General features: G+C 38.7%; 19 protein-coding genes. 7 read left to right on the top strand and 12 right to left on the bottom strand.

All coding sequences use genetic code 11. From position 1 onward, the window contains the following. Position 1: 1 nt before the first annotated feature. The 7 genes from VB713_RS15890 to VB713_RS15860 form a co-directional block, all read right to left on the bottom strand. Complete coding sequence (locus tag VB713_RS15890; RefSeq protein WP_323312479.1) at positions 2-739, bottom strand: peptidylprolyl isomerase; 738 nt, start codon at positions 737-739, stop codon at positions 2-4. Between the two features lie 134 nt (positions 740-873). Continuing rightward, positions 874-2,403 (bottom strand): HlyD family efflux transporter periplasmic adaptor subunit, encoded by a 1,530-nt coding sequence (locus VB713_RS15885; protein WP_323312478.1) that lies wholly within the window; start codon positions 2,401-2,403, stop codon positions 874-876. A gap of 94 nt (positions 2,404-2,497) precedes the next feature. Beyond that, positions 2,498-5,224: a peptidase domain-containing ABC transporter gene (locus VB713_RS15880; protein WP_323312477.1), complete on the bottom strand. Its 2,727-nt coding sequence runs from the start codon at positions 5,222-5,224 to the stop codon at positions 2,498-2,500. Continuing rightward, a complete protein-coding gene (locus VB713_RS15875; protein ID WP_323312476.1) occupies positions 5,118-5,855 on the bottom strand; it encodes a helix-turn-helix domain-containing protein in 738 nt (245 codons plus the stop codon). Before VB713_RS15875 ends, VB713_RS15880 begins: the two co-directional genes overlap by 107 nt. A gap of 732 nt (positions 5,856-6,587) precedes the next feature. Then, complete coding sequence (locus VB713_RS15870) at positions 6,588-7,145, bottom strand: peroxiredoxin (RefSeq protein WP_323312475.1); 558 nt, start codon at positions 7,143-7,145, stop codon at positions 6,588-6,590. Positions 7,146-7,197: 52 nt separating this feature from the next. Beyond that, positions 7,198-7,446 (bottom strand): regulatory protein SipA, encoded by a 249-nt coding sequence (gene sipA, locus VB713_RS15865; protein ID WP_323312474.1) that lies wholly within the window; start codon positions 7,444-7,446, stop codon positions 7,198-7,200. Positions 7,447-7,468: 22 nt separating this feature from the next. Beyond that, positions 7,469-7,681, bottom strand: coding sequence for a hypothetical protein (locus VB713_RS15860; protein WP_323312529.1), 213 nt, complete (start codon positions 7,679-7,681; stop codon positions 7,469-7,471). On the opposite strand from VB713_RS15860, the gene gntT reads away from it, so the two are divergent. Next, positions 7,602-8,963, top strand: a complete 1,362-nt coding sequence (gntT, locus tag VB713_RS15855) for a guanitoxin biosynthesis MATE family efflux transporter GntT (protein ID WP_323312473.1) — start codon at positions 7,602-7,604, stop codon at positions 8,961-8,963. The genes VB713_RS15860 and gntT overlap by 80 nt on opposite strands. A 550-nt stretch (positions 8,964-9,513) precedes the next feature. Further along, on the top strand, positions 9,514-11,955 hold the full coding sequence (gene ppsA / locus VB713_RS15850; protein ID WP_323312472.1) for a phosphoenolpyruvate synthase: 2,442 nt from the start codon (positions 9,514-9,516) through the stop codon (positions 11,953-11,955). 28 nt (positions 11,956-11,983) lie between these two features. Here ppsA and VB713_RS15845 read toward each other — a convergent pair whose 3' ends face one another. After that, positions 11,984-12,148, bottom strand: a complete 165-nt coding sequence (locus VB713_RS15845) for a hypothetical protein (protein WP_323312471.1) — start codon at positions 12,146-12,148, stop codon at positions 11,984-11,986. A gap of 286 nt (positions 12,149-12,434) precedes the next feature. Between VB713_RS15845 and VB713_RS15840 the strand changes: the two genes are divergently transcribed. Next, complete coding sequence (locus VB713_RS15840; RefSeq protein WP_323312470.1) at positions 12,435-16,280, top strand: PAS domain S-box protein; 3,846 nt, start codon at positions 12,435-12,437, stop codon at positions 16,278-16,280. A gap of 172 nt (positions 16,281-16,452) precedes the next feature. Here the strand turns inward: VB713_RS15840 and bioD are convergent, their stop codons facing one another. Both bioD and VB713_RS15830 read right to left on the bottom strand, forming a co-directional pair. Beyond that, positions 16,453-17,127: a dethiobiotin synthase gene (gene bioD, locus VB713_RS15835; protein ID WP_323312469.1), complete on the bottom strand. Its 675-nt coding sequence runs from the start codon at positions 17,125-17,127 to the stop codon at positions 16,453-16,455. 79 nt (positions 17,128-17,206) lie between these two features. Further along, positions 17,207-18,910 carry a serine/threonine-protein kinase gene (locus VB713_RS15830; protein ID WP_323312468.1) on the bottom strand — a complete coding sequence of 568 codons (1,704 nt, stop codon included), beginning with the start codon at positions 18,908-18,910 and terminating at the stop codon, positions 17,207-17,209. Between the two features lie 1,103 nt (positions 18,911-20,013). On the opposite strand from VB713_RS15830, the gene VB713_RS15825 reads away from it, so the two are divergent. Beyond that, entirely contained in the window at positions 20,014-21,030 is a 1,017-nt protein-coding gene (locus tag VB713_RS15825; RefSeq protein ID WP_323312524.1) for a ribose-phosphate pyrophosphokinase, read from the top strand. 70 nt (positions 21,031-21,100) lie between these two features. Here VB713_RS15825 and VB713_RS15820 read toward each other — a convergent pair whose 3' ends face one another. Both VB713_RS15820 and VB713_RS15815 read right to left on the bottom strand, forming a co-directional pair. Further along, complete coding sequence (locus VB713_RS15820; RefSeq protein ID WP_323312467.1) at positions 21,101-21,673, bottom strand: HD domain-containing protein; 573 nt, start codon at positions 21,671-21,673, stop codon at positions 21,101-21,103. A gap of 118 nt (positions 21,674-21,791) precedes the next feature. Next, positions 21,792-23,081, bottom strand: coding sequence for a serine/threonine-protein kinase (locus VB713_RS15815; RefSeq protein ID WP_323312466.1), 1,290 nt, complete (start codon positions 23,079-23,081; stop codon positions 21,792-21,794). A 119-nt stretch (positions 23,082-23,200) separates the two neighbouring features. On the opposite strand from VB713_RS15815, the gene VB713_RS15810 reads away from it, so the two are divergent. The 3 genes from VB713_RS15810 to VB713_RS15800 are packed head-to-tail and all read left to right on the top strand — an operon-like array spanning position 23,201 to position 24,163. After that, positions 23,201-23,398 carry a ribbon-helix-helix protein, CopG family gene (locus VB713_RS15810; protein ID WP_323312465.1) on the top strand — a complete coding sequence of 66 codons (198 nt, stop codon included), beginning with the start codon at positions 23,201-23,203 and terminating at the stop codon, positions 23,396-23,398. Positions 23,399-23,434: 36 nt separating this feature from the next. Continuing rightward, entirely contained in the window at positions 23,435-23,698 is a 264-nt protein-coding gene (locus tag VB713_RS15805) for a hypothetical protein (protein ID WP_323312464.1), read from the top strand. Continuing rightward, positions 23,699-24,163, top strand: a complete 465-nt coding sequence (locus VB713_RS15800) for a type II toxin-antitoxin system VapC family toxin (RefSeq protein ID WP_323312463.1) — start codon at positions 23,699-23,701, stop codon at positions 24,161-24,163. Positions 24,164-24,239: the final 76 nt, after the last annotated feature.

The following is a 24,239-nucleotide window of genomic DNA, read 5'->3' as shown; positions in this document are numbered from 1 at the left end:
ATTATTCAAAATTTCTCAAAACCTCCACTTGTTCTAATTGCTGCTTCAGCCATTCAGAAAACAAATCTGACATAATTTGCAAGCGCAGAGTATTCTTTAATTCTGGTTGAATAATCTCCTCAACCAGAATCAGATGTACTCCCTTAGAAGTGTAAATTGGCTTGAGAACCTGGGGAGGAGTAGCAGTAAAAACAGCAGCGGAAATCTCTGGTTTTAATTTTCTCCGACTTATCGCTCCTAAATATCCTCCTTTGCGCCGTAATTCTACATCCTGAATATATTTGTGCGCCACATCATAGAAACTCATTTCACCTTCTTTAATAGAATAGAAGAGTTCTATCGCTAAGTCTTCATCACTAAGAATAACTTCATACATCACTGCACCCATATAATTGAGTTGATTCTCAAAAAAATAGGGTTCAACTTGATCAGCAAATAGATAATTAAGTAACTTGTTAGAAATAAGGTTGGTATAGACAATTTCTTCAAAGTCATCCAAAGACAAATGATGTTTTTCCAACCATTTCCAGGTATCATCAGCACTATTTAGTTGATTAGTTAATCGGATTTGATCTGCTACTTTTTGCAGTTCTTCTGTTTCTACCTGGATTCCAGCTTTTTCCGCAGCAGATATAATCACCTTCCGAGAAACAATTTGCTCAATGATTTCGGGAATTTTACAAGAATACTGAAATTGGTGAAAAATATCTTCTTTAGTAATGGTAATAGGTTGTGACATAATATTCTCCTGAAATTAGTTAAAAAAACACAAAGCAGAAACTAAAAATTAATATCCCTGACTTCTTTTTTCATTTTCTAAAAAATATCATTAACTGATTTTAGAAGTCGTAAATCTGAGGGGAGGTATAATTTTTATAATTTTACACCTCCTTTTTGCAACTTCTTAAATGGATCAATTAGAAAATCAATAATGCGGCGCTGACGCACAATTACTTCAGCCGTTGCTGTATCCCCCGGATGTAAAGCAATACATTTATTCGCAGAGGGAATACAATTCTGTTTCAGAGAAATTTCTAAATTGTAAGCTGCAACTTTACCATTAGGTGTATCTATTTCTATAGTAGTTGGTGAAATTTTAATTAACTCCCCTGAAATTATGCCATAATCTTGGAAAGGATAAGCATCAAATTTTATTTTTACTGGTAATCCTAATCGCAAAAATCCACTTTCAGTAGTTGCCATTTGCGCCCGAATTATTAAAGGCGAATTAAGCGGTGCAATCTCCGCCATCATTGTCCCCACTTGCACAACCGAACCGGCTTTTTGAATCGGCAATTGAAATAATGTCCCACTAGCAGTAGCTTTTAATTCTCGTTGCCCTAATTGGAATTTTAATGATTCAATTTGGCTTTTGCTTTGAGAAATTTCTGCCTGTAAAGAAGTAATTTCTGTAGCTAAAGTTTTCTGCTGTTCCTGAATTCTTAACATAGCTAGTTGACCAGAACGGACTAGGCTTTGATATCCTCGTTCCTGTTCCTTCAGTCGCAATTTAGCCTGTTCAATATCTGCTTTAGCTTGGCGAATATTTCGCTCATAACTATTTAGTTGTTCTGCTAAACGTAAATTAGCCTGTTTAACATCTGATCTACTTTGTTCATGTAACTGTTGTTTATCTTTAGCTATATCTTGCTTTTCCACAACATTAATTTCGGGAACAATACCTTCTTTATTTAATTTGCTATATCGTTCTACTTCGCGTTGCGTACTGGCTAAACTACTTTCTACTAATCTACTAGCAGTTTGACTTTGTTCTAGGGTTTGTCGGGCTTGATTGACTTGAGATAATCTTTCTTCTTTTTGTAATTGATAGGCATTATTCAAGGCAGTAATATTCTGTTGTGCTTGGTCTACTTGAGCTTGTTTTTCTAATTGTTGAGATTGATTTTGTTGTTGTTGAGTTGATAAAGATACAACTAATTGATTTTTGGATAAATTGAGTTGAGATAGTCGGTTTAGTTGTCCCTCTAATTTATCCTGTACTTGATGCAATTCCGATTTTACCAATTCTGATTCTAACAACAATAAAGTCTGTCCAGCTTTAACGGAATCACCCTCTTTGACGCGAATTTCCGACACCGTACCAGACACAGCCGCATCAAGTTTAATTGTTTTATCTTTAGGTTCAATTCTGCCTCTACCAGTACCAGTTTCATCTACTTTAGATAGGATTGCCCAAGGTAAAACTATAGATACAAATATTACCAAAAAGTAGAGTAGTCCCCTTGTCCAAACTTGGGGTAAACTATCAAGGGATTCTTTGGTTATGTCAGACCAATCATCTCTAATTACTATTTCTACTGGGACTTCAATCGCTAATTCATCATATCTATCTGTATTTTGTACTAGCTGAGTTTTAACTCGTCCATTAAGTAAATCCGTCATATTTGTACCCTGCTTAAAACTGCTGATTTATAGTTCTTAGTGATTCAGTAATTATTCAAATAATTTTCATAAAAATAATTACTAGAATTGTGATTTATTCTATCTTTTGTAATTGCTGTTGATTGAGATAGAAATAATGCCCTCGTTTTGACATTAATTGTTCATGAGTTCCACTTTCAACTAACACACCTCTATCTAAGACTAAAATCACATCTGCATTTCTGACAGTGGAAAGACGATGGGCAATTACTAAGGTGGTTTTGCCTTTGAGAATTGTGTTTAAATTCTGCTGAATAATTCTTTCTGATTCGGTATCTAAATGGGAAGTAGCCTCATCTAAAATCAATAATCGAGGATTACCTAATAACGCTCTAGCGATCGCTATTCTCTGTCGTTGTCCACCAGATAATAATCCTCCACCTTCACCTATTTGGGTTTCATATCCCATTGGTAGTTTTTTAATAAATTCATCAGCACCGGCTAATTGTGCAGCTTCAATTACTTCTATTAAAGGTACACCAGGATGACCTAAACTAATATTTTCCCGAATTGTCCCACCAAATAAAAATGTATCTTGATCAACTACTCCGACGTGCTGACGCAAGGAACGTAAGGAAATACTAGTAATATCTTGTCCATCAATTAATACTTTCCCATCTGTAGCAGGATATAAGCCAAGAACTAACTTAGAAATGGTAGTTTTACCTGAACCACTACGCCCTACTAATGCTACCATTTGCCCTGGTTTGATTTGAAAACTTAGATTCTCTATGATATTGATATCGCTTTCGGGATGATAGCGAAAAGTCACGTTATCAAAGCGGATATTTCCCTTGAGTTGGGGCAGATTTTGTCGGGGTTGATTCTGTAAATCTTCTTCTGGTTCTGTATCTAAGACATCATTAATTCTTTCTATAGCAATTACAACTTCTTGTAGTTGATTCCATAAGACAATCAAACGTTGGAAGGGTGTAATAATATTACCTAGCAGCATATTAAATGCTACTAATTGACCAATTGTTAATTCACCTTGAATTACCAAATATGCGCCGTACCATAATAAACCAGTAGTTGCTAATGATTGGATGAGATTACTGAAAATTTGTAACCGATTGCTGATAATTTGTCCAGAAAAATTGGATTTAACTTCCTTATTTAATAACTCTTCCCAATGCCATCTTACTGTTTGTTCTACGGCGGTAGCTTTTACGGTTCGTAAACCTGTTAGAGCTTCAATTAGGTAACTACTTTCTTTGGCAACAGCACCAAATATTTCTCTAGAAACTCTTTGTAAAAAAGGCGTAGCAATCAAAGCTAACATGGCAAAAGGTGGAACTATAACTAAGGCAAGCAATGCCATTTTCCAGCTATACCAAAGCATTAATCCTACATAAATAAAAACCGTAAATAAATCTAGAAGAATAGATGATGCTTCGCCGGAAAGGAAGCGTTGAATTTTACGATTTTCTTGGACGCGAGAGATAATATCTCCCACATAACGAGATTCAAAGAAGCTTAATGGTAGTCTAAATGTATGGCGAATAAAACCAACAATAAGTGCTAAATCTACCCGATTTGCTACATGATCTAGGAGATATTGCCGCAAGCCCATCATGGCTACACGAAAGAAGCTAAATAATAATAATCCTAGACCCACAGCAGTTAAAGTAAGTTCGGAACGCTGCACTACTACGCGGTCTAATATTAATTGGGTGAATAGGGGAGTAATGAGTCCAAATATCTGGATAAATATGGAAGCAATAAAGACTTCCAAGAGGATTAAAGAGTGGGGTTTCATTAATTCAAAGAATTGCCAAAATGGTGTGGATGTTTCTTTGGCTTCTTTGAGCATGACTGTTGGTTGCAGCAATAATGTATAGCCGGTCCAATCAGCTTTAAATTCGGCGTGAGTGAGGGTGCGTTGACCGATCGCAGGATCGGCGACTATAACGTGCCTGGGAGTTATTTCATAGACAACGATATAATGCTTACCTTCCCAGTGTGCGATCGCAGGTAATTTCTGTTTAGCTAATTGATTAAGACTAGCTTTCACTGGTCTGGTAGCAAAACCCAGACTTTCGGCTGCTGTCAATAAACCACGCAGAGATGCACCATTGCGATCTACATTGGCAATATCCCGTAACCGATTGACACTAAAGCGTTTCCCCCAATAACGAGATACCATAACTAAGCAAGCAGCACCACAATCGGAAGCACTCTGTTGGGCAAAAAACGGATAGCGACGGACGATGTGCTGCCATAAATGTCTAACTCGTTGAGTAGGACTAGGAAAATAGGCTTTACTAATCTTCGGGTCTGATTTTATTTCTACTGTTGAAAGTGCTGAAAATTCCGGTTTGGGGTTGGTGTTTTCAACTATTTCTGCGGTGGAATCTGAGCATATCAGTAAGCTATTGATCTTTTGTGCTTGATGCCATAAATGTTGTTGAATTTGCGGATATTTAGCCATTAATGGCGATAAAACCGAATTTGGTACAAAACAAAGCTGTAAATTTACACTTGCCCTTGCACCATAGATTTGAAATTCAGACTCTGGAAATAAGGTGAATTCACCAAATGATTTTCCTGCTTCAATAGTGGCGATTAATTCACCCGCTTGATCTAGCAATCTCGCTTTACCAGCAATAACGACGTAGATACCAGATTCAACATCATTTCCTTGCCAAAATTTACCAACTTTAGGGGTTATTTCCTTAAATTGTGGCAAATAAGACTGAAATTCGGTTTCGGAGAGAGAGTAGCCCAACGCATGGTTGATTTGTTGTAGAGATACCAACTGAGCGGATAGATTGTGCGCCATATATATCTGAATCTTTATCTTTACCTAGGTTTGTAAAATTGAGGGATATAAATTCGGAATTATCCAAATTTTTGATTTTTTTAAGGTCATTAATCAAAATTCTGGCTTCCTGATCAGATTTAATCTGGTTATCTCCGTTATTACTGGTTTTTTGTCGTGTAGATAACCCCAGTTGTTTAAGTAGTCGTTTAATATGGCGATCGCTCACCGAAATCCCAAATTCCTTAGCCAGATGTTTTTGCAACCAGTTGGCTGTCCAACGCCGAAATGAATAGCCATGATCTCTAGGACTACTCTGCAAAAGTTCTTGCAACCGCTCCAAATACTCGTCGTTCACCACCTTGGGACGACCAATTGGACAATCTTGCCATTGATGCGCCATCCCCATCCGGGCTATGTGCATCCAATGTCTGACTGTGGCTGCACAACATCCCAGGATTTGACAAATTTCTGTTTGAGTTTTGCCATCATCCGCCAACAACATAATTTCCATTCTTTGGCGATAGGACTCAGGGTAATCCTCTTGTAGATTTTTTTGCAGCAGTTTCCGCTGAAAAGGTGTTAAGAATTTACTGTTATCAGTTAAATTACTTAATTCTTTAATCTCAACTTCTGATTGATAGTAAGACATAATACACCCATTTAAAATTGATTGACATTAGTAAAAACTAAAGTCAGTAGGTACTCTAAATTTGGCCTCAATGCAATCTTGCATTTGTCTTCTATGTCATTTTGGCAATACAAATATTTCGCCCTAGACATAATACTTGACATACTTATTCAAGCAGCGATTTTTCAGAGTTTTTAGATGTTAATTTTGACTTAAGGCAGTCTAGAATACTTTGTTTAAGTAGAGATTAAATTACGGATTAATAAAGAATAAAACTTATATCTTGCATTCATTGATGACAAATTAAGCCTTAAAGACTCTTGAGAAGAAGCTATGCTATACGGAGCGATGAGTCTGTCCATGATGGCAGTGTGATTTATCCTATTAAAGCATTTTTCAATATCGAGTTCTATAAAAGTCACAACTTGGCCATCTTGCCAACAGCATATCTTTTTAAAGATATCAAAAATGAAAAACCTGGGTAAGAATTCAGGAGTCAGGAGTCAGGAGTCAGGAGTCAGGAGGAAGAAGAAAGAAGAATATTTTTCTCTTCTGTTCCCTGCTATATCAAATATCCTGAATCCTTACAAACCTGGGATTTCTAACCTGCGTAACGATTTGGCCGGAGATTAGGAAGTTGAGGGCGTTGCATGAGGATTTATAAAACACTAATTTCTCATCCCCCTGCGCCTTGTCTCCTGCCAAAACGAAGACATCTCACTGTTTCATATCGCTCCTCCTCTCCGTTTCAAATCATGAAACTGCTGATTGCAACTTCTCCAAGTTTGTCAAAACTTCCGTACTGTGAATACTGGGATTCACCTTCACAAAAGTCTCACGGAGAACACCTTGAGGATCGATAATAAAACTATGGCGCATAGATACATAACCAATCCAAGAACCATAAGCTTTACTAACTGCACCGTTAGTATCTGCCAACAAAGGGAATTTTAACCCCTCAGAATCACAAAATTCGGCGTGGGAATCAATATCATCAGCACTCACACCAATAATCTGAGTATTTTTATTGAGATATTTAGGTAAGTCTTGTTGAAAACGCCGTGCTTCAATAGTGCAACCAGAGGTGAAGTCTTTGGGATAAAAATACAAAACTACCCATTTACCACGCAAGTCAGAGAGGGAAATTTTGCCATCACCTGTGTTAGTAGGTAAAGTAAACTCAGGTGCTGGTTGGTTAATTGCAGGTAGTTTACCACCCAAAGCTTGAGCAGAGGGGGTAAAATTCAACCAACTGATAATTGTAAAACAACTAGCAAATAAGATGCTGATAAAAGTGCGACGAGAAATCATTGTGTAAACCCGAATCAAAACTTAACACAAGTTTACATTCTTGCTGGGCTACTTATTTTGACTCTGGCTGAGATTCAGTCGGATTTTCTATACTTTCAATGTATTGGCTATCTATGAGGAAAGCACCTCTAGTAAAGCGTACTCCCCAATATCCGCCAGGACGACGGTCAAGGACTATACCTTCTTCACCAATGCTAATTACTTCAGGAGGGCGCAGCATAGGCATAGGATCAGCAGTTTTGACGTAGGGTGGTAAGGCGACGACACGGACTTTACTACCAATGGTGAATTCTTGAGTCATTTTGAAATAGTAACGTTAACTCCTAACTCTTCACTTTTAGCAGGGATTCGCCTAACTTTCTATTTTTACCTTTGATGGAAGGTTGATAAACTGAAGGAATTGAATTAAGTTCTAATATCACCAAATTTCCCCGTAGACAATCAATAAACCAAACCATGCCATTGACATTTCCACCACAATACAACTTCTTACCTCGCTTTTCCCGACTGGCAAGTGTCAGTGTTCTTTCCAACATGATGGTTCCCCTTGCAGGTTTAGTTGATATTGCCTTCTTGGGACATTTGGCAGATATCCGTCACTTAGCAGGGGTTATCCTAGCAACTATTCTCTTCGATTACCTTTATCGGGTTTTAAAATTTTTGCGTTCTAGTACTAATGCTATGACGGCTCAAGCTGTTGGACTTGATGACCCCAAAGCTGTGCTGCTGGCGGGATTACGCAGTGCTGTGATTGCTTTAGCTGTTGGTTTACTGATTGTATTGCTGCAATATCCACTGCAAAAGATTGGATTTACTATCCTGAGTGGTTCCCCAGAGATTGAACTTTCTGGAGTTGATTATTTCTCTGCTCGGATTTGGGGCGCTCCTGCTGTTTTGCTAAACTTTGTGCTATTTGGTTGGTTTTTAGGGCGGGAAATGAATGGAGTGGTGCTGTTGATGTCTTTGGTTGGCAATGGTTCTAATGTGTTGCTGGACTATTTGATGATTGTTAAATGGGGCTGGGCAAGTATGGGAGCCGGATTAGCAACAGCAATCAGTCAGTATTTGGCTTTAGTGATTGGTTTGGTTTGGGTCTGCTTTAGTATCGAGTGGCAAGTTTTACCCGCTGTCTGGGAAGAAATGTTTGATTGGGTGGCTCTTAAAGAGACTGTGGTACTTAATAGTAATATTCTGATCCGATTTTTGGCACTGATTTCTGCCTACGCGATTTTTATGAATCTGAGTGCGCTGATGGGAACAACTTTTCTGGCAGAAAATGGTTTACTGCTGCAAATTGCTTTTTTGAGTCAGTTTGCAGTTCAAGGTGTAGGAGTAACAACCCAAACTCTGACGGGCAATTTTAAGAGTAAAGGGAAGATAGATCAGATGAGTCCTTTGCTGATTGTTTCTATATTTAGCAGTTTGTTGATTGCATTAACTTTCGCCACTGTGTCTATTCTTTTCCCAGAGCAGGTTTTTGGGCTGTTGACTAATCATGCAGAGGTGAATGAAGATATCACGAGTTATACAATTTGGTTGTTACCTGTTTTAGTGATTACTGCGATCGCATTTATCTTAGAAGGATACTATATCGGCTTAAAGGAAGGGGCAATTTTACGTAACGCTGTTTTACTCGCTTTTGGCATTGGTTTTCTTCCTTTAGCGATCGCAGCTTGGTATTTCCACAACAACCATTTACTCTGGTCTGCGATCGTCTCTTATATGGCAACTATTATGGTAGTACTTGGTGTACAACTACCCCAGACATTTGCCAAACAAAGTCTCCAAAATCAATCAATTCAAACAATTAATTCATAGGACTAGTAGTCTGTCAAGAACTAATTGACGGGTAAATAAATTTTCCTTCTTCCTTCTTCCTATCCCTACGGGACGCTACGCGAACGCGTTCTATACCTACGGTACACTATGGCTAACGCCACGCTTCGCGAACGTGAACGCGTCTTTGCGGTTCATTCCTTTATCCGTCAAAATGTATTTGACAGACTACTAGTACAGAACGGCGTAAATAAACCAACCATTCTAAATCTCTGAAAAACTTACGCTGTATTCCTTTTGACTTTTGACTTCCGCCCTGCGGTACTAGTTATATCTTCACAAGTTCCTCAAATTTGAAGTGTATAAAAATAATGGTGTAATTTCAGAAGTAGATCAATTTACTTATACTGCCAACGTGTGAAATCTGGACTTATGTCATACTGAGCGTAACGTAGTGCAGCGTTCGCGTAGCGTGCCGTAGGCTCTAGTATCTCGGAGATTCTTCACTTCGTTCAGAATGACACTTTTAACCCGTTTTTAGTATAAAAACTGGTTCATCAAAATATTTGTAGCTTTTAAAGGATTCCCAAATATGCAAGAAATATCACAAAATCAAGAAAATGAGCGCCTATTATCCAAAGAACAAGCACTGGTTTTACCATTTAATATCGTGGGAATTACAGATATTCCCTTTGTAGGTGGCAAAAATGCTTCTTTAGGAGAGATGATTCAGCAACTGAGTCCCAAAGGAGTAAAAGTTCCTACTGGGTTTGCAACTACAGCTTATGCTTATAGATGCTTTATTATTGGTGCAGGTTTAGAGATAAAACTCAGAAAAATATTTGCTGCTTTAGATGTAGAGGATATAGATAATCTGCGGCAATGTGGACAACAAGCTAGGTCGCTGATGCTAAACACGCCATTTCCGCTAGAGTTGCAACAAGCGATCGCTCAATCCTATCAAAAACTATGTCAAGAATACGGTGAAGATACTGATGTTGCAGTTCGTTCTAGTGCTACAGCCGAAGACTTACCTGATGCTAGTTTTGCCGGACAGCAAGAAACCTATCTCAATGTCCACGGAATCAAAGGTGTATTAGAATCTTGTCATAAATGCTTTGCTTCTGTTTTCACTGACCGCGCTATCTCCTACCGACAAATCAAAGGCTTCGACCACTTCGAGTTAGCTCTTTCCGTCGGTGTGCAGAAAATGGTACGTTCTGACTTGGCTTGTTCTGGTGTGATGTTCTCAATTGACACAGAAACAGGTTTTAAAGATGCAGCCTTAATTACTGCTGCCTATGGTTTGGGTGAAACCGTTGTTCAAGGTGCAGTTAACCCAGATGAATATTTAGTATTTAAACCAACTCTCAAACAAGGATTTAAACCAATTCTCAAAAAACGTTTAGGGACAAAAGAAATAAAAATGGTTTATGACTTGGGAGGGATGAAATTAACGAAAAATGTCTCTGTTCTCCCCTCAGAACGCAATCAATTTGCCTTGAATAATGACGAAATTCTCCAACTAGCAAACTGGGCTTGTATTATTGAAGATCATTATTCCCAAGTGCGTGGTATGGACACGCCAATGGATATTGAATGGGCAAAAGATGGGGTGACGGGAGAATTATTTATCGTCCAAGCTAGACCAGAAACAGTACAGTCGCAAAAATCTAAAACAGTCCTAAGAAGTTATCACCTCAAAGAAAAAAATACAGTTTTAGTCACAGGTCGTAGTGTGGGGGAAATGATTGGTCAAGGTAAAGCCAGAGTTATTCTTGATGCGAATCAAATTCAACAATTTCAAGCCGGAGATGTGCTAGTTACCAATCGCACAGATCCAGACTGGGAACCAATTATGAAAAAAGCTAGTGCTATTGTTACTAATTCTGGTGGGAGAACTTGTCATGCATCGATCATTGCCAGAGAAATGGGCATTCCGGCTATTGTTGGCTGTGGTAATGCAACGACAGTATTAGCAACTGGACAAGAAATTACTGTCAGTTGTGCTGAAGGGGAAACAGGTAAAGTTTATGCGGGTTTGTTAAACTTTGAAGTCCAAGAATTACCTCTAGAAAATTTGCCTCACACCCGCACTAAAATTATGATGAATGTGGGCAACCCTGAAGAGGCATTAGGTTTAACAGCAATTCCTAATGATGGTGTGGGTTTGGCGAGGATGGAATTTATTATTGCTAACCACATTAAAGCTCATCCTTTAGCATTATTGCATTTTGATGATTTAGAAGATGAACTTGCTAAATATAAAATTGCTGAGTTAACTGCCCAATATGAAAATAAAGCTGAATTCTTTATTGATAAACTTGCACAAGGTATTGGTACAATTGCCGCAGCTTTTTATCCTAAACCTGTAATTGTGCGTTTGTCCGATTTCAAGAGTAACGAATATGCAAACCTCTTGGGTGGTAGACAATTTGAACCAAAAGAAGAAAATCCGATGCTTGGTTGGCGTGGTGCTTCTCGTTATTATGATCCTCGTTATCGTGAAGGTTTTGCCCTTGAATGTGAAGCTATGAAGCGGGTACGGAATGAAATGGGTTTAACCAATATGATTTTGATGGTTCCCTTTTGTCGGACTCCTGAAGAAGGACGACGTGTATTGGCGGAAATGGCTGCAAATGGGTTAGTAAAAGGCGAAAATGGTCTGCAAGTTTATGTGATGTGCGAGTTACCCAGTAATGTGATTTTAGCTGATGAGTTTAGCCAAGTCTTTGACGGTTTTTCCATAGGTTCCAATGACTTGACACAATTAACTTTAGGAATAGATCGGGATTCTGAGTTGGTGGCACATCTGTTTGATGAACGTAATCAAGCTGTCAAGAGAACAATTGCCAGAGCGATCGCTACCGTAAAACAATTTAATCGCAAAATTGGTATCTGCGGTCAAGCCCCTAGCGATTATCCAGAATTTGCCCGCTTCCTCGTTGACGAAGGAATTGATTCTATCAGTCTCAACCCTGACTCTGTACTCAAAACTCTCCTGGAAATTGCCGCAGCGGAAGCAGGACGTTGAGGGGATAGGGGGATTAAAAATTAGCGTTTTAGGAACCAGGCAGCAGTAACACTGAGCGATCGCTTGCCAGTGTTGGCTGATTTTCTGCGCCATCGTCAACAATACAATTTTTTGGTAAGCCCAAGTTATTTTCCATAATTGGCTTCATGCTTCCTGAAGAATCAAACTTGAAACCCTTGTAGAGACGTTTCATGGAACGTCTTTACTTTCTCGGATATTTCTTATGTATAGACAATCCTAACTCTGTACCTCTGTCAAGAGGTTTAGTGGTACAGTTAGAGATAGAGATGTAGGCGCTAAAATTTATTTAAAGTCGTATCCAAATGATTAGTATAGTCTTTATTCTATATTAATTAATCAATAAAAATGCACAAATACTTCTAAAAAGTCAAAAATTTAGGATTTACCACCTTTTTATCAAAAAGCCTTAAATCACGTAAACCGGATATCAATAGGATAATTATAATCTACAATTAACTATGCAATTCAACAATCCGATGATTGATTTGCCAAATTTATATCAAGTTATTGATCGTTATCCCTTGACGATTAGTCCTGATAGTCATGTAGCCGATGCTATTATCTTGATGAATCAAGAACAAAGTTTAGAAGATATCAACTCTCCAGGATCATTACCAAGTCGCCAATCAAGTCAAAAAGTAACTAGCTATGTTTTAGTGGTAAAAGAAACGCAGTTAGTAGGAATATTCACCCTTAGAGACGTATTAAGATTAACAGCTTTGGGACTGGATTTATCCAGGACAATAATGGCTGAAGTGATGACCAAACAACCTATCACATTAAAACACTCAGAAGTTGAAGATATTTCTACAGCTTGGTTGCTTTTAAAGCAGTATCAAATTCACCATTTACCAATTGTAGATGATGCAGGAAAATTGCTAGGGATAGTTACTGAATCTAGCTTGTTACAAGAGTTGGATTTAGTAAAAATAGTCGGTATTGCCAAAGCTACACAGCAATATTTAGGAACATCAACCGATGAATCGTCAAACAACAATCAGCAAATAGAGGGAGTAATCTACAAAACTCAAAATCTTTCGCAGCAATTGGGAACAGAACCAGTTGAGGGAGAAGTAAGAGTGAATGCAGAACTTCAACAAACCGTGGAGGAAATACTTTCACACAACGAACAACTGGCTGTTGATTGTGAGATGGCAGAATTAGAACGCCGACGTTACCAAGATTTGTTTGAATTTACTCCTTATGGTTATTTAGTAACTGATAAATTAGGTCTGATTCAAGAAGCCAATCATGCAGCTTCATTGTTACTATCAGTAGACCAAGATTACTTAATAGGCAAACCCATAACAATTTTTATTGCTGAAGCAGATCGACAAAACATTACATCCCAACTGAAAAATTTCCAGCAGTTCCAAGAATGGGAAATTGAACTTGAGCCACGACAAGGAGAGTCTTTTCCTGCTAATGTGAGAATAGCAGCGATGTATGATCCTCAAAAACAGTGGTGTGGCTGGTGTTGGTTATTGTGCAACATTACTGAACGCAGACAAGCAGAAGCAGCATTACGCCGAACCTCGAATGAGTTGGAACAACGGGTATTAGAACGTACTGCTGAACTGGTGATTATTAATCAAGCTTTGCAACAAGAAATTATTGAACGTCAGCAGACAGAAACAGCACTGCGAGAGAGTGAGGAAAAATTTCGCCAATTTGGGGATAATATTCAAGAACAAATCATTTGGATTAAATCCTTCAATAGCGGCGCAACTGTCTATATAAATCCGGCTTATGAGAAAATATGGGGACGGAGTTGCCAAAGTCTATTCGACAATCCTCAATCGTGGACAGAACCTATTCATCCAGAAGATAGCGATCGCATTTTGGCAGAAATACAGCTGAATCTTCAAAAGGATGAACCTTCTCATTTAGAGTATCGTCTTGTCAAACCGGATAAATCAATCCGCTGGATCTTGGCTAGATGCTTTCCTATGAAAAATGAACAAGGAGAGACTCAATATTTTGGTGGTATTGCCGAAGATATCACTGAACGCAAACAAGCAGAAGCCGCACTAAGCAAGAGTGAAGAGAAATTTCGGCACTTTACCGAAAATAGCCAGTCGCTGATTTGGATGGCCTCCAAAGATGGCACACAAACCCTCTATGTTAATCCTGCTTATGAGCAAATATGGGGACGGAGTTGCCAAAGTCTGATAGAGGAACCCCTATCTTGGAAAGATGCAATACATCCAGAAGATCGCGATCGCATCTTAGCAGAAATAGATGAGCATCATCAAAAAGGTGAACCCGCCGATTTACAGTATCGCATTATCCAACCCAATGGAGAAATACGCTGGATTTGGGGTAGATGCTTCCCCATTAAAAATCAACAAGGAGAGCCTGAATATTTTGGTAGTATTACCGAAGATATCACTGAATACAAGCAAATAGAAGAAGAACGCAGGAAAACTGAAGAACGACTGACTTTAGCCCTAGAAGCTGCCAACATGGGTATATGGGATTGGGATATCCAGACTAACAAAACCCTATGGTCTACCAATATGGGGCCAATCTATGGTTTACCGAGTCATACATTATGCCCCAATTCTGAAGACTTTCTCGATTTAATCTATCCTGAAGACCGTGATAGTTTCACTAAAGCTGCAAAAAGCGCCATCGAGCAAAAAGTTGAATTTGCTGCTCAATATCGAGTGATTTGGGCTGATGGCAGCCTACATTGGTTATTCACCAAAGGTAAGGTTTATTATGACAAAAACGAGCAGCCAGTACGGATGCTTGGTACAACTAAAGACATATCAGCACAAAAGCAGGCAGAACAAAAAATCCACGAACAAGCAGCCCTACTAGATATTGCTACCGATGCAATTTTCGTGCGAGATTTTCAGACCGAAATCTTATTTTGGAATCAAGGTGCAGAAAAGATATACGGTTGGCAGAATCATGAAGCTTTAGGTAAAAACCTCAGGGATATTTTCTACCCGACAACTTCTCAAAAGCCAGAAGTAATCGCTCTCCAGACTGTAGTTAAGTCTGGAACTTGGCATGGTGAGTTACGCAGAAAAACCAAATTCGGACAAGAAATTATCGTTGAAAGTCGTTGGACACTGATGTTTGATTCTGAACGACAACCCAAATCGATCCTAATTGTAGATACTGATATTACTCAGAAAAAAGAACTTGAAGAACAGTTTTATCGTACCCAGCGTCTAGAAAGTATCGGCACTCTAGCCGGTGGCATCGCCCACGATATCAACAATATATTGACACCCATTTTAACCGCAGCGCAATTACTCAGAGGTCGATTTGTCAATGATCAAGAACGTCATCCCCAACTATTGAGAATCATTGAAAATAATGCTATGCGCGGTGCAGGTTTAGTCAAACAAGTGTTATCCTTTGCACGCGGATTAAAAGGAGAACGGGCAATTGTACAAGTTAAACATCTAATTGCAGATATCATTCAAATTGGTAGACAGACATTTCCCAAATCTATCGAATTTACAGCCCAGATATCCGAAGACCTATGGGCTGTTTCTGGAGACACGACACAATTACATCAAGTCCTGATGAATTTGGTAGTTAATGCCCGTGATGCGATGCCAGAAGGAGGTAGTCTGCAAATTACTGCGGAGAATCTGTTTATTGATGAAACCTTTACTCGGATGCATCTTGAATCCAAAGTTGGGCATTACATCGTCATTACAGTTACAGATACTGGGATGGGAATGACCCCAGAAATATTAAATAGAATTTTTGAACCCTTTTTTACCACCAAAGAAGTTGGTGCTGGAACAGGATTAGGTTTGTCCACGGTATTGGGAATTATTAAAAGCCATGATGGTTTTATAACAGTTTCTAGCGAAGTGGCTAAAGGCAGTACATTTAAGATATTCTTGCCGTCTGTAGAAGAGTTTCAAATTCCGGCAATAGAAGATTTGGAAATGCCTTCAGGACAAGGAGAATTGATTTTGGTGGTAGATGATGAACCTCAAATTCGTGATGTCGCTAAAATCATCCTCGAACAATACAATTATCAAACGATTACTGCTAGTAATGGATTGGAAGCGATCGCACTTTATTCTCAATACAAAAAGCGCATCAGTGCAGTTTTAATGGATATGATGATGCCAGAAATGGACGGTATCACAGCTATTCGCACTTTGCAAAGCATGAATCCACAAGTCCAAGTGATTGCTTGTAGTGGGCTAAATACAATAGAAATATTACCAGAATCAGCCAATACAGAAGTACAGGCAGTTTTATTTAAACCCTATACTGCCAATGATTTATTGCGAAACATCGATCAAATAATTCGTAATTCTTAATTGAAGACAGGAGTATAGCTAGTACCGTCGTGAAGTCAAAAGTCTTAGGCTAAAAAGATAATATACTGCAAACGGGTCAAACTTGGACTTATGTCATACTGACCGTAACGTAGTGCAGGGAAGTATCTCGGAGATTCTTCACTTCGTTCAGAATGACACTTTTCAACCGTTTTTAGTATATTTCCCAATCTAAATCAGATCCAATTTCAGCAAGTTTATCTAAATCAGTGGGATTTTCTAAATAAGGTAAACAACCTAAAACGGGGATGTGAGTAAATGATTGAATTAACTGCGGTGGTGTTAAATCAGCTATTTCTGCTTCTGTGCGGGATTGGGTACAGTTGAGAATAATTCCACGCAGATTAACTTTAGTTTGTCTAGCTAATGCTACATTAGCCACGGCTTGTGCGATCGCACCTAATCTCACTGGAACAACCAAAACCGTTGGTAAACGCCATTCACCTGCTAAATCTGCTACTGTCAGTTCATCAGTAATTGGTGAACCCAATCCCCCCAAAGACTCCACCAGCAAAAAATCACGTTCCTTTTGTAACTTTAGCAACGTCTGCCAAACCAAAGCTAAATCTATAGTACGATTTTCCTTCGCTGCTGCAATTGGTGGAGCTAGAGGTGCTTGAAAATACAAAGGTGTAATCTCTTCTGGCGACTGATTTAGTGTAAAAAGAGTCTGATAAAGTTCACTATCACCGACACCTGATTGAATCGGTTTCATAATCCCCAAGCTGCTTTGAGGGTAATATTTTTGCCGATAAGCTGCTAAGGCTGTGGTCAAAAAAGTTTTACCAGCCTCCGTATCAGTCCCTGTAATTAGTAATGTGTTTAACAATTTATTTACCAAGAATTCCTGTTTTTTACTGACAATTCTACCCTGCAATTTTCTTGCAGGGACTGTTCATAATTTAGCGTTAATTTTGTTGATCAAATCCTGGTGTAGATATTGTTTCAGGTAATTGATTATTGTTTTCTGCATCTGTAGTAGGAGTTGGTGTTGGTGTCTCTACAGGTGTAGGAGTTGCCGTTGGTGTCTCTATAGGTGTAGGGGTTTCCGTTGGTGTTGGTGTCTCTGTAGGTGTAGGAGTTTCAGTTGGCGTTGGTGTCTCTGTAGGTGCAATTGTTGATAAAGCCACACTGAGACTGTAATAACTTTCAGCTACTCCTTCTGACAGACTTAATTGAATAATGTATTTACCACTATCTAGTAAGATGCCTTCAAATGATGTAATTGGTTGAGACTGTCCATCAATTGGTTGACCATTGGGAGTTAACACTGTGAGTAAAATTCCATTTCCTTGGTCAACAGAAACCGTTAATTTTTGCCCAACTTGAGCTGCAAAACTATATTGAATTATGTCATTTACTTTAAGAGTATCATCAACTGTAGCCGTATTAAGTCTGCCTAGTTTCAGGCGTTTTTGATATACAACAGATTGGGTATTAGTAGGTGTCGGTGTCGGTGACAGTGTAAATGTACTCTCAGGAATTACTGGTGAGGGAAAATTTTGGGGTACAGCTGTTTCTTGTGATGGTTGTTGGGACGGATTGCGAAGAGACTTGACTATTGCCCAAGAACTAAATCCCGCTAAAATAACCACAGCACTGCCAATAGCCCCAATTGCTAACGGTTGATCTAAGATTGAACTGGTTTGGTTTGGGCTAGTTTGTCTAGGATAAATTACAGGATTATGTTTTTGAGGTGGTAGTGGTTTTGGTTGGGGACGATTACCAACGGCGAGAGTTCGTACATAGGATATATTGGTTTGAGGAACATGGGGTTGATCTAGAGATTGCAAGGCTAATTGCACTTGTGCCGCAGTTTGAAAGCGATCGCTCGGAACATGGCTTAACATTCGCTGCAAGATTTCAGCAAAGCGGGGATTAACCGTTACCAACTGCTGCCAATTCCAACTCAGTGTAGTTTCATCAAATAAATCTGTCGGTTCTTTGAGAGTCAACAAAACTATGGCCGTTACCGCCAGTGCATACAAGTCACTATTGGGATAAGCCCTTCCTGATTGAATTTGCTCACTGGGAGAATAGCCCATTTTTCCCACAGTAGTTACCTGCTGTTGATTTGGCGCATATAATCGCGTGGCTAATTCTTTAACTACCCCAAAATCAATTAACACAGGTTTTTTGTCACTGTCTCGTAAAATCAAATTATCCGGCGATATATCACGATGAATAATCCCGCAGCCGTGAATGTATTCTAAAACTGGCAATAAAGAGTTCAGCAACTCTAAAACTTCGGCTTCTGAAAAAGATTGACCAACAGCTTGGCGTTCAGCTAACAACGTCTGGTAAGTCTTCCCAGCAACGTAATCCTGCACCAAAAACAAGCTTTGCTCTTGTTCAAATTTTTCCCGAAACTTCGGTATTTGTGGATGCTCAATTTGATATAAAGTCGCAGCTTCTCGCTCAAACAACTCTTTTGCCTTTTTTTCACTAGCTGTTCCCTTAACTGCGATCGTTAATTCCTTAATCGCACAAAGTTCGTTAAAGCGCCTCTGGTCTTCTGCAAGATAGGTTCTACCAAATCCCCCCTGTCCAAGAACGTGAATTATATGGTAACGATTTTGCAGGACAGTACTAACTGTAATGGGTGGTTGCATAATCAATTGATTAAGTGTAATAGCAACTGAGTTGGAAGATAAAGCTTAAAGGACTAATTATAGACAATATGACCTGGTTGTACCGATAGTCATAACTGCGATCGCAAAATGTCTACCGCATCTTTTTCAAAAAAATGGTACGTTACTATGCTAGTCAAGTTTGGCATTTTATTTTAGCTACATTTTTTAATACAGCAGATAGCAGGTAGATAAGATGCAAAGTATGATCACAAAACTATCCTACACCCATACTTTTAATCCTAACTCCGTTCGACTGAGGCTCACTGCGAAGCCTGAATTCTGCTGTATACTGCAAACTTTGATGTAAGCCGTGTATAAGCACAACACCATGACTGCCTGGAAATAAATAGATACTCTACACCAATACCTTGTCCATTTTCTGTAGGTTGGGTTAAGCGACAGCGCAACCCAACGCATTTGTTGGGTTTCATGCTTCAACCCAACCTACAAATCAAGACTTTTTTCGATTTGGACAAGGTATTGCTACACTTGACAGCTTTAACGTTTTAGTAGCGCATAGACCCCAAAAAAACCACCTCATACCTTCTGTCTTTCTGCACTAATCTCTGAATTTAGCGCTAGTATCATAAAATAATTAGCTGCACCTTGGATGCTTATAGCAAATAACTCAAAACAGGGAACAAGGTTGAAAATTCTCTGATGTTTGTCGCGTAGCTTGGCCTAAGCCATATTTTATGATAACAGTATGTTCTCATCCTACGGAAAACCTCTATAAGCATAAATGTTCTCCTACCTGAGAAATAATTTAATTATCACTTTATGTGTAAATCTTTTGTTCTCAGTTATAAAAGAAATGGGTACAATAAGTAATCTACTCACCAACTTCTTGAATATTTGCGCGGTTTACTTCAACACTTACACTGGAAACGATGAAACTATTTGAGAAAATAGATGTCAGTAAGATCCTCATTGGTTTTTTCACCAAAGGACTAGAAAATTAGCAAATGTAATTTTATGGAGAAATCTTTCTTTCTTTGTATAAAATCTTCAACAAAACTTATAGATGTTTTGTTTAGTCTATGTCAGTAAAATCTTCTAAATCTCTAAATGATAATATTGCCATGAATGCACATCGAGGATCTGCTGTGCTTAGTTCTGCAACTTTAAAAGTGCAACCAGCAGCCACAGGAATCACAGAAAATCATCGCCTGCGGCTTTTTTCTGGCTCTGCTAATTTACAACTATCCCAAGAAGTATCTCGTTATTTAGGAATGGACTTGGGACCAATGATTCGCAAAAGATTTGCGGACGGAGAACTTTATGTTCAAATCCAAGAATCAATTCGGGGTTGTGATGTTTATTTAATTCAGCCAACCTGTCAACCTGTTAATGACCACTTAATGGAATTGCTGATTATGATTGATGCCTGTCGTCGGGCTTCCGCACGGCAGATAACAGCAGTACTTCCATATTATGGTTACGCTCGTGCTGACCGCAAAACCGCCGGTAGAGAATCAATAACAGCTAAATTGGTTGCTAACCTCATCACACAAGCAGGTGCTAACCGCATTTTAGCAATGGATCTACACGCCGCGCAAATTCAGGGATATTTCGACATCCCCTTTGATCATGTTTATGGTTCACCAGTTTTGTTAGATTATCTGGTCAGTAAACAACTGCATGACATTGTAGTTGTTTCTCCGGATGTCGGTGGTGTCGCACGAGCTAGGGCATTTGCGAAAAAGCTCAATGATGCACCATTAGCAATTATTGACAAACGCCGTCAGGCGCACAATGTCGCCGAAGTTTTAAATGTCATTGGTGATGTTAGAGGCAAAACAGCGGTGTTGGTAGATGACATGATTGATACAGGCGGCACAATTGCCGAAGGAGCGAGGTTACTGCGGGAAGAAGGTGCAAGTCAAGTATACGCCTGTGCTACCCATGCAGTTTTTTCGCCCCCCGCAATTGAAAGATTGTCAAGTGGCTTGTTTGAAGAAGTTATAGTCACTAATACAATCCCTATTCCAGAAAGTAATCACTTTCCCCAATTAGTGACGCTTTCGGTTGCTAATTTACTGGGAGAAGCGATTTGGCGGATTCACGAAGATAGTTCTCTGAGTAGTTTATTCCGTTAGTCAACAAAAGACTCTCATCCCAAAGGATGAATTATGAAATATGAAGGATGATTGTTTTCATCTTCGTCCTTCATTTTTTCTTTGTGGCTAAAGTTTCCAATTCTGTCACGACTCTTTCTAATTCTGCGACTAAGGGCGTGATTTGTTTTTTTCCAAAGGCATCGGCTAATGCTCGATAATACCAAAGTGTACCTTCTTTGCGACCTTGAAAACGTTCCCACACGGCATCACCAATCAAGCGGTAATCTTTGACAATTGATCTGGCATTATGTAGTTTATCAGAGGCTGAAACTAGCAGCACTGAGGGGGAAGCGGTATGAATATGGGCGATGTATTTTTCTTTACGTTCTCGCCAAGGTGGTTTAGGTGTGCTGTCTGCGTCTGTACAACCATTAACAATGGCGGTTACATTGTCCCCAAACCGACGACGAATTTCTTCTCTGGTGGTTGCTCCTCCTTGATCTTCTATGGCATCATGTAATAAAGCTGCGATCGCTTCATCTTCGTTTGCACCATATTCTAAAACTATGCTGGCTACTCCTAATAAATGGGCAATATAGGGAACGCCTGAACCTTGACGCACTTGTTTTGCGTGGAGTTCGTGCGCGTAGGTAAGGGCTTGGGTAAATCTTTCTGATAGCATTGATGGTTAATTTTAATTTTCTGGTTTGGTGTTGAGGTTGGTAAGGAACGAACCGCGAAGGCGCGAAGGACACGAAGGAAGAGGAAGAGAAGGAAGAGGTTAGTGCTTTGAACCAAAACTAGTATTTTGCACTTTGACAAGCTTTGTCCATCATTTCTTTAGCTAATGGATGATAACCATTGTTATTTAAGAAGGCTAAAATTGACTCTTTTACTTGATAACTAATGGCTTCATCAGTTGTGATTAATCTAGAAAAGTGTTCACAGTTCCAACCTAATAAACCATAATCCCAAGTTTTGAATAATTCATAAGCAATTAAACATCTATCTAGTACTTCTTTTCTAGGTAATAAATTTACGTATTTTGCTCTTTTAGCCTTTCTGGGAATAGGAAATACAGCAAATCCATTCCCACCAAAGTTAAAAACATGGGTATCAGAGATAGTAATATGGTAGTGCAATGCAGGATCATTGTTATGTTCTCGATGATGTATAAGATATCCTGCGTTGGCACTATTATAGTCAACATGAGTTATAAACTCACGAATAATCTGATCTTCTAGAATTTGTGTAACTGGGGAAATAGCAATACTAGTTATTTCAATATTTAGAAGAAATAACCACTCTTTTATTGACTGAAGACGATTTTCTGGCTTTATTTCCATTCCCTTAATTATCGCCTGATTCACTTTATTGCTAATACTAGAATTTATCTTTTTTGCTTCTTCTAATTCTGTACCAATGGCTCTCATTGGTGCTATAGTTGGTAATTCTCCAGTTAACAAAGAATATAAAGTTGCCGCTAAAGCATAAACATCTGTAAATGCTCCCCGTTTTGCTCTTGCGTCATATTGTTCAATTGGTGCAAAACCATCAGATAATATTTTTGTATGAGTTTTTGTTAAATTAGGCGTAAATTCTCTCGCAATCCCAAAATCAATTAATACTGCTTCTGATTTACCAGAACGCAACATGATATTTTGTGGTTTAATATCTCGATGCAATAATCCATTATTATGAACTACAGCTAACGCTTCTCCTATTTGCTGAATATACCTTAATGCAACATCTTCAGATAAAATACCTTGATTTTCTACCAAACTTCCTAAATCTTCCCCATCAATATATTCCATCACCATACACCACAGAGAATCTTCATTGATGACTTCATGAATTTGGACAATATGGGGATGACTGCATTTTGCTAATTTAATCGCTTCGTTAATAAAATCTTGTTGAAATTTAGCAAAATCAGAACGTCGTTGTATTGCATCATTCAAGGTTTTGATAACAACGAAATTTCCATGATTATCTTTAGCAAGATAAGTGATACCAAAACCACCTTCACCTAATTCTTTTTCTATGGTATATTTACCATCTTGTAGTTGCTGTCCTGATAACCAAGCCATAACCTGTCAACTTTATAAGCGGATATGTTAATTTTGGCACAATTTCAGTTATCAGTGCTAATTCCAGATTGTTATTTGCCTAAAATAGTAGAAAAGACTAGCTTTTATAAACAATTGCTATGGCTGCAATCACCATCAATATTTCAGAAGAACAATTACAACAACTGCAAGTAATGGCACAAGCAAATGGTATCTCTCCTGAAGAATTATTACGTGCCACTATAGAAGATTGGCTTAATCATCCAAAAAGTGATTTTGAGCAAGTCGCAAATTATGTACTTCAGAAAAATTCTGAATTGTACCGTCGTTTAGCATGATACGTTACCTGACATTAGTTGAAGTCCTGAAAACCTATGCCACAAACCATTCTTAACGAAATTCTCAATCAGCTTGATAGTTTAGAACAAGATGAACTACAACAGCTGAATCAAGCTATCCAAATATGTCTGACTGATAAAGCACAAGCGCATCAAATCACAAAATTTCATCAAGCACTTTTAAGTTCTGGTTTAGTAAAACAAATTAAGTACCCTGCTGACAGTCAACAACAGGAAAGAAAACTCATTCAGGTACAGGGTAAGCCTGTTTCTCAAACTATTATTGAGGAACGCCGCTAAATGGCAGTTTATTTCTTAGATAGTAGTGCGTTAGTTAAACGCTATGTTGCAGAAATCGGTTCAGCTTGGGTTGTGAGTTTGTTCGATCCTACCCTAAAAAATCATGTGTTTATTGCAGCTATTACCTCTGTGGAGATTACTGCGGCGATTAGTAGGCGATTTCGTGGTGGAAGTATCAGTTCTAAAGATGCGACAGCAGTATATCATCAGTTGAGAAATGATATCCAATCTGAGTATCAGGTTCTGGAAATTACAGACAGCATCATTAATTCAGGAATGACATTGGCAGAAAAATATGGTTTACGAGGTTATGACGCAGTTCAATTAGCTGCTGGTAAAGCCATCAATACTCTTTGCATAGCAAATAATTTACCTTTATTGACTTTTATATCTGCTGATAAAGAATTAAATATAGCCGCTGCTAGTGAAGGTTTGCTTGTGGAAAACCCTAACAAGCATCCCTAAACCTAAGAAATTCTCTTGCTAGTTATTCTCAAAACAACAATATTTGTGACAATTAAGCTAGAATTATTAAAGGTTC

Origin of the sequence: Anabaena cylindrica UHCC 0172, from assembly GCF_034931625.1 — a bacterium.
Lineage (GTDB): Bacteria > Cyanobacteriota > Cyanobacteriia > Cyanobacteriales > Nostocaceae > Anabaena > Anabaena cylindrica_A.
The sequence above is the reverse complement of the archived record's forward strand: the minus strand, read 5'-3'. Positions and strand labels throughout refer to the sequence as shown.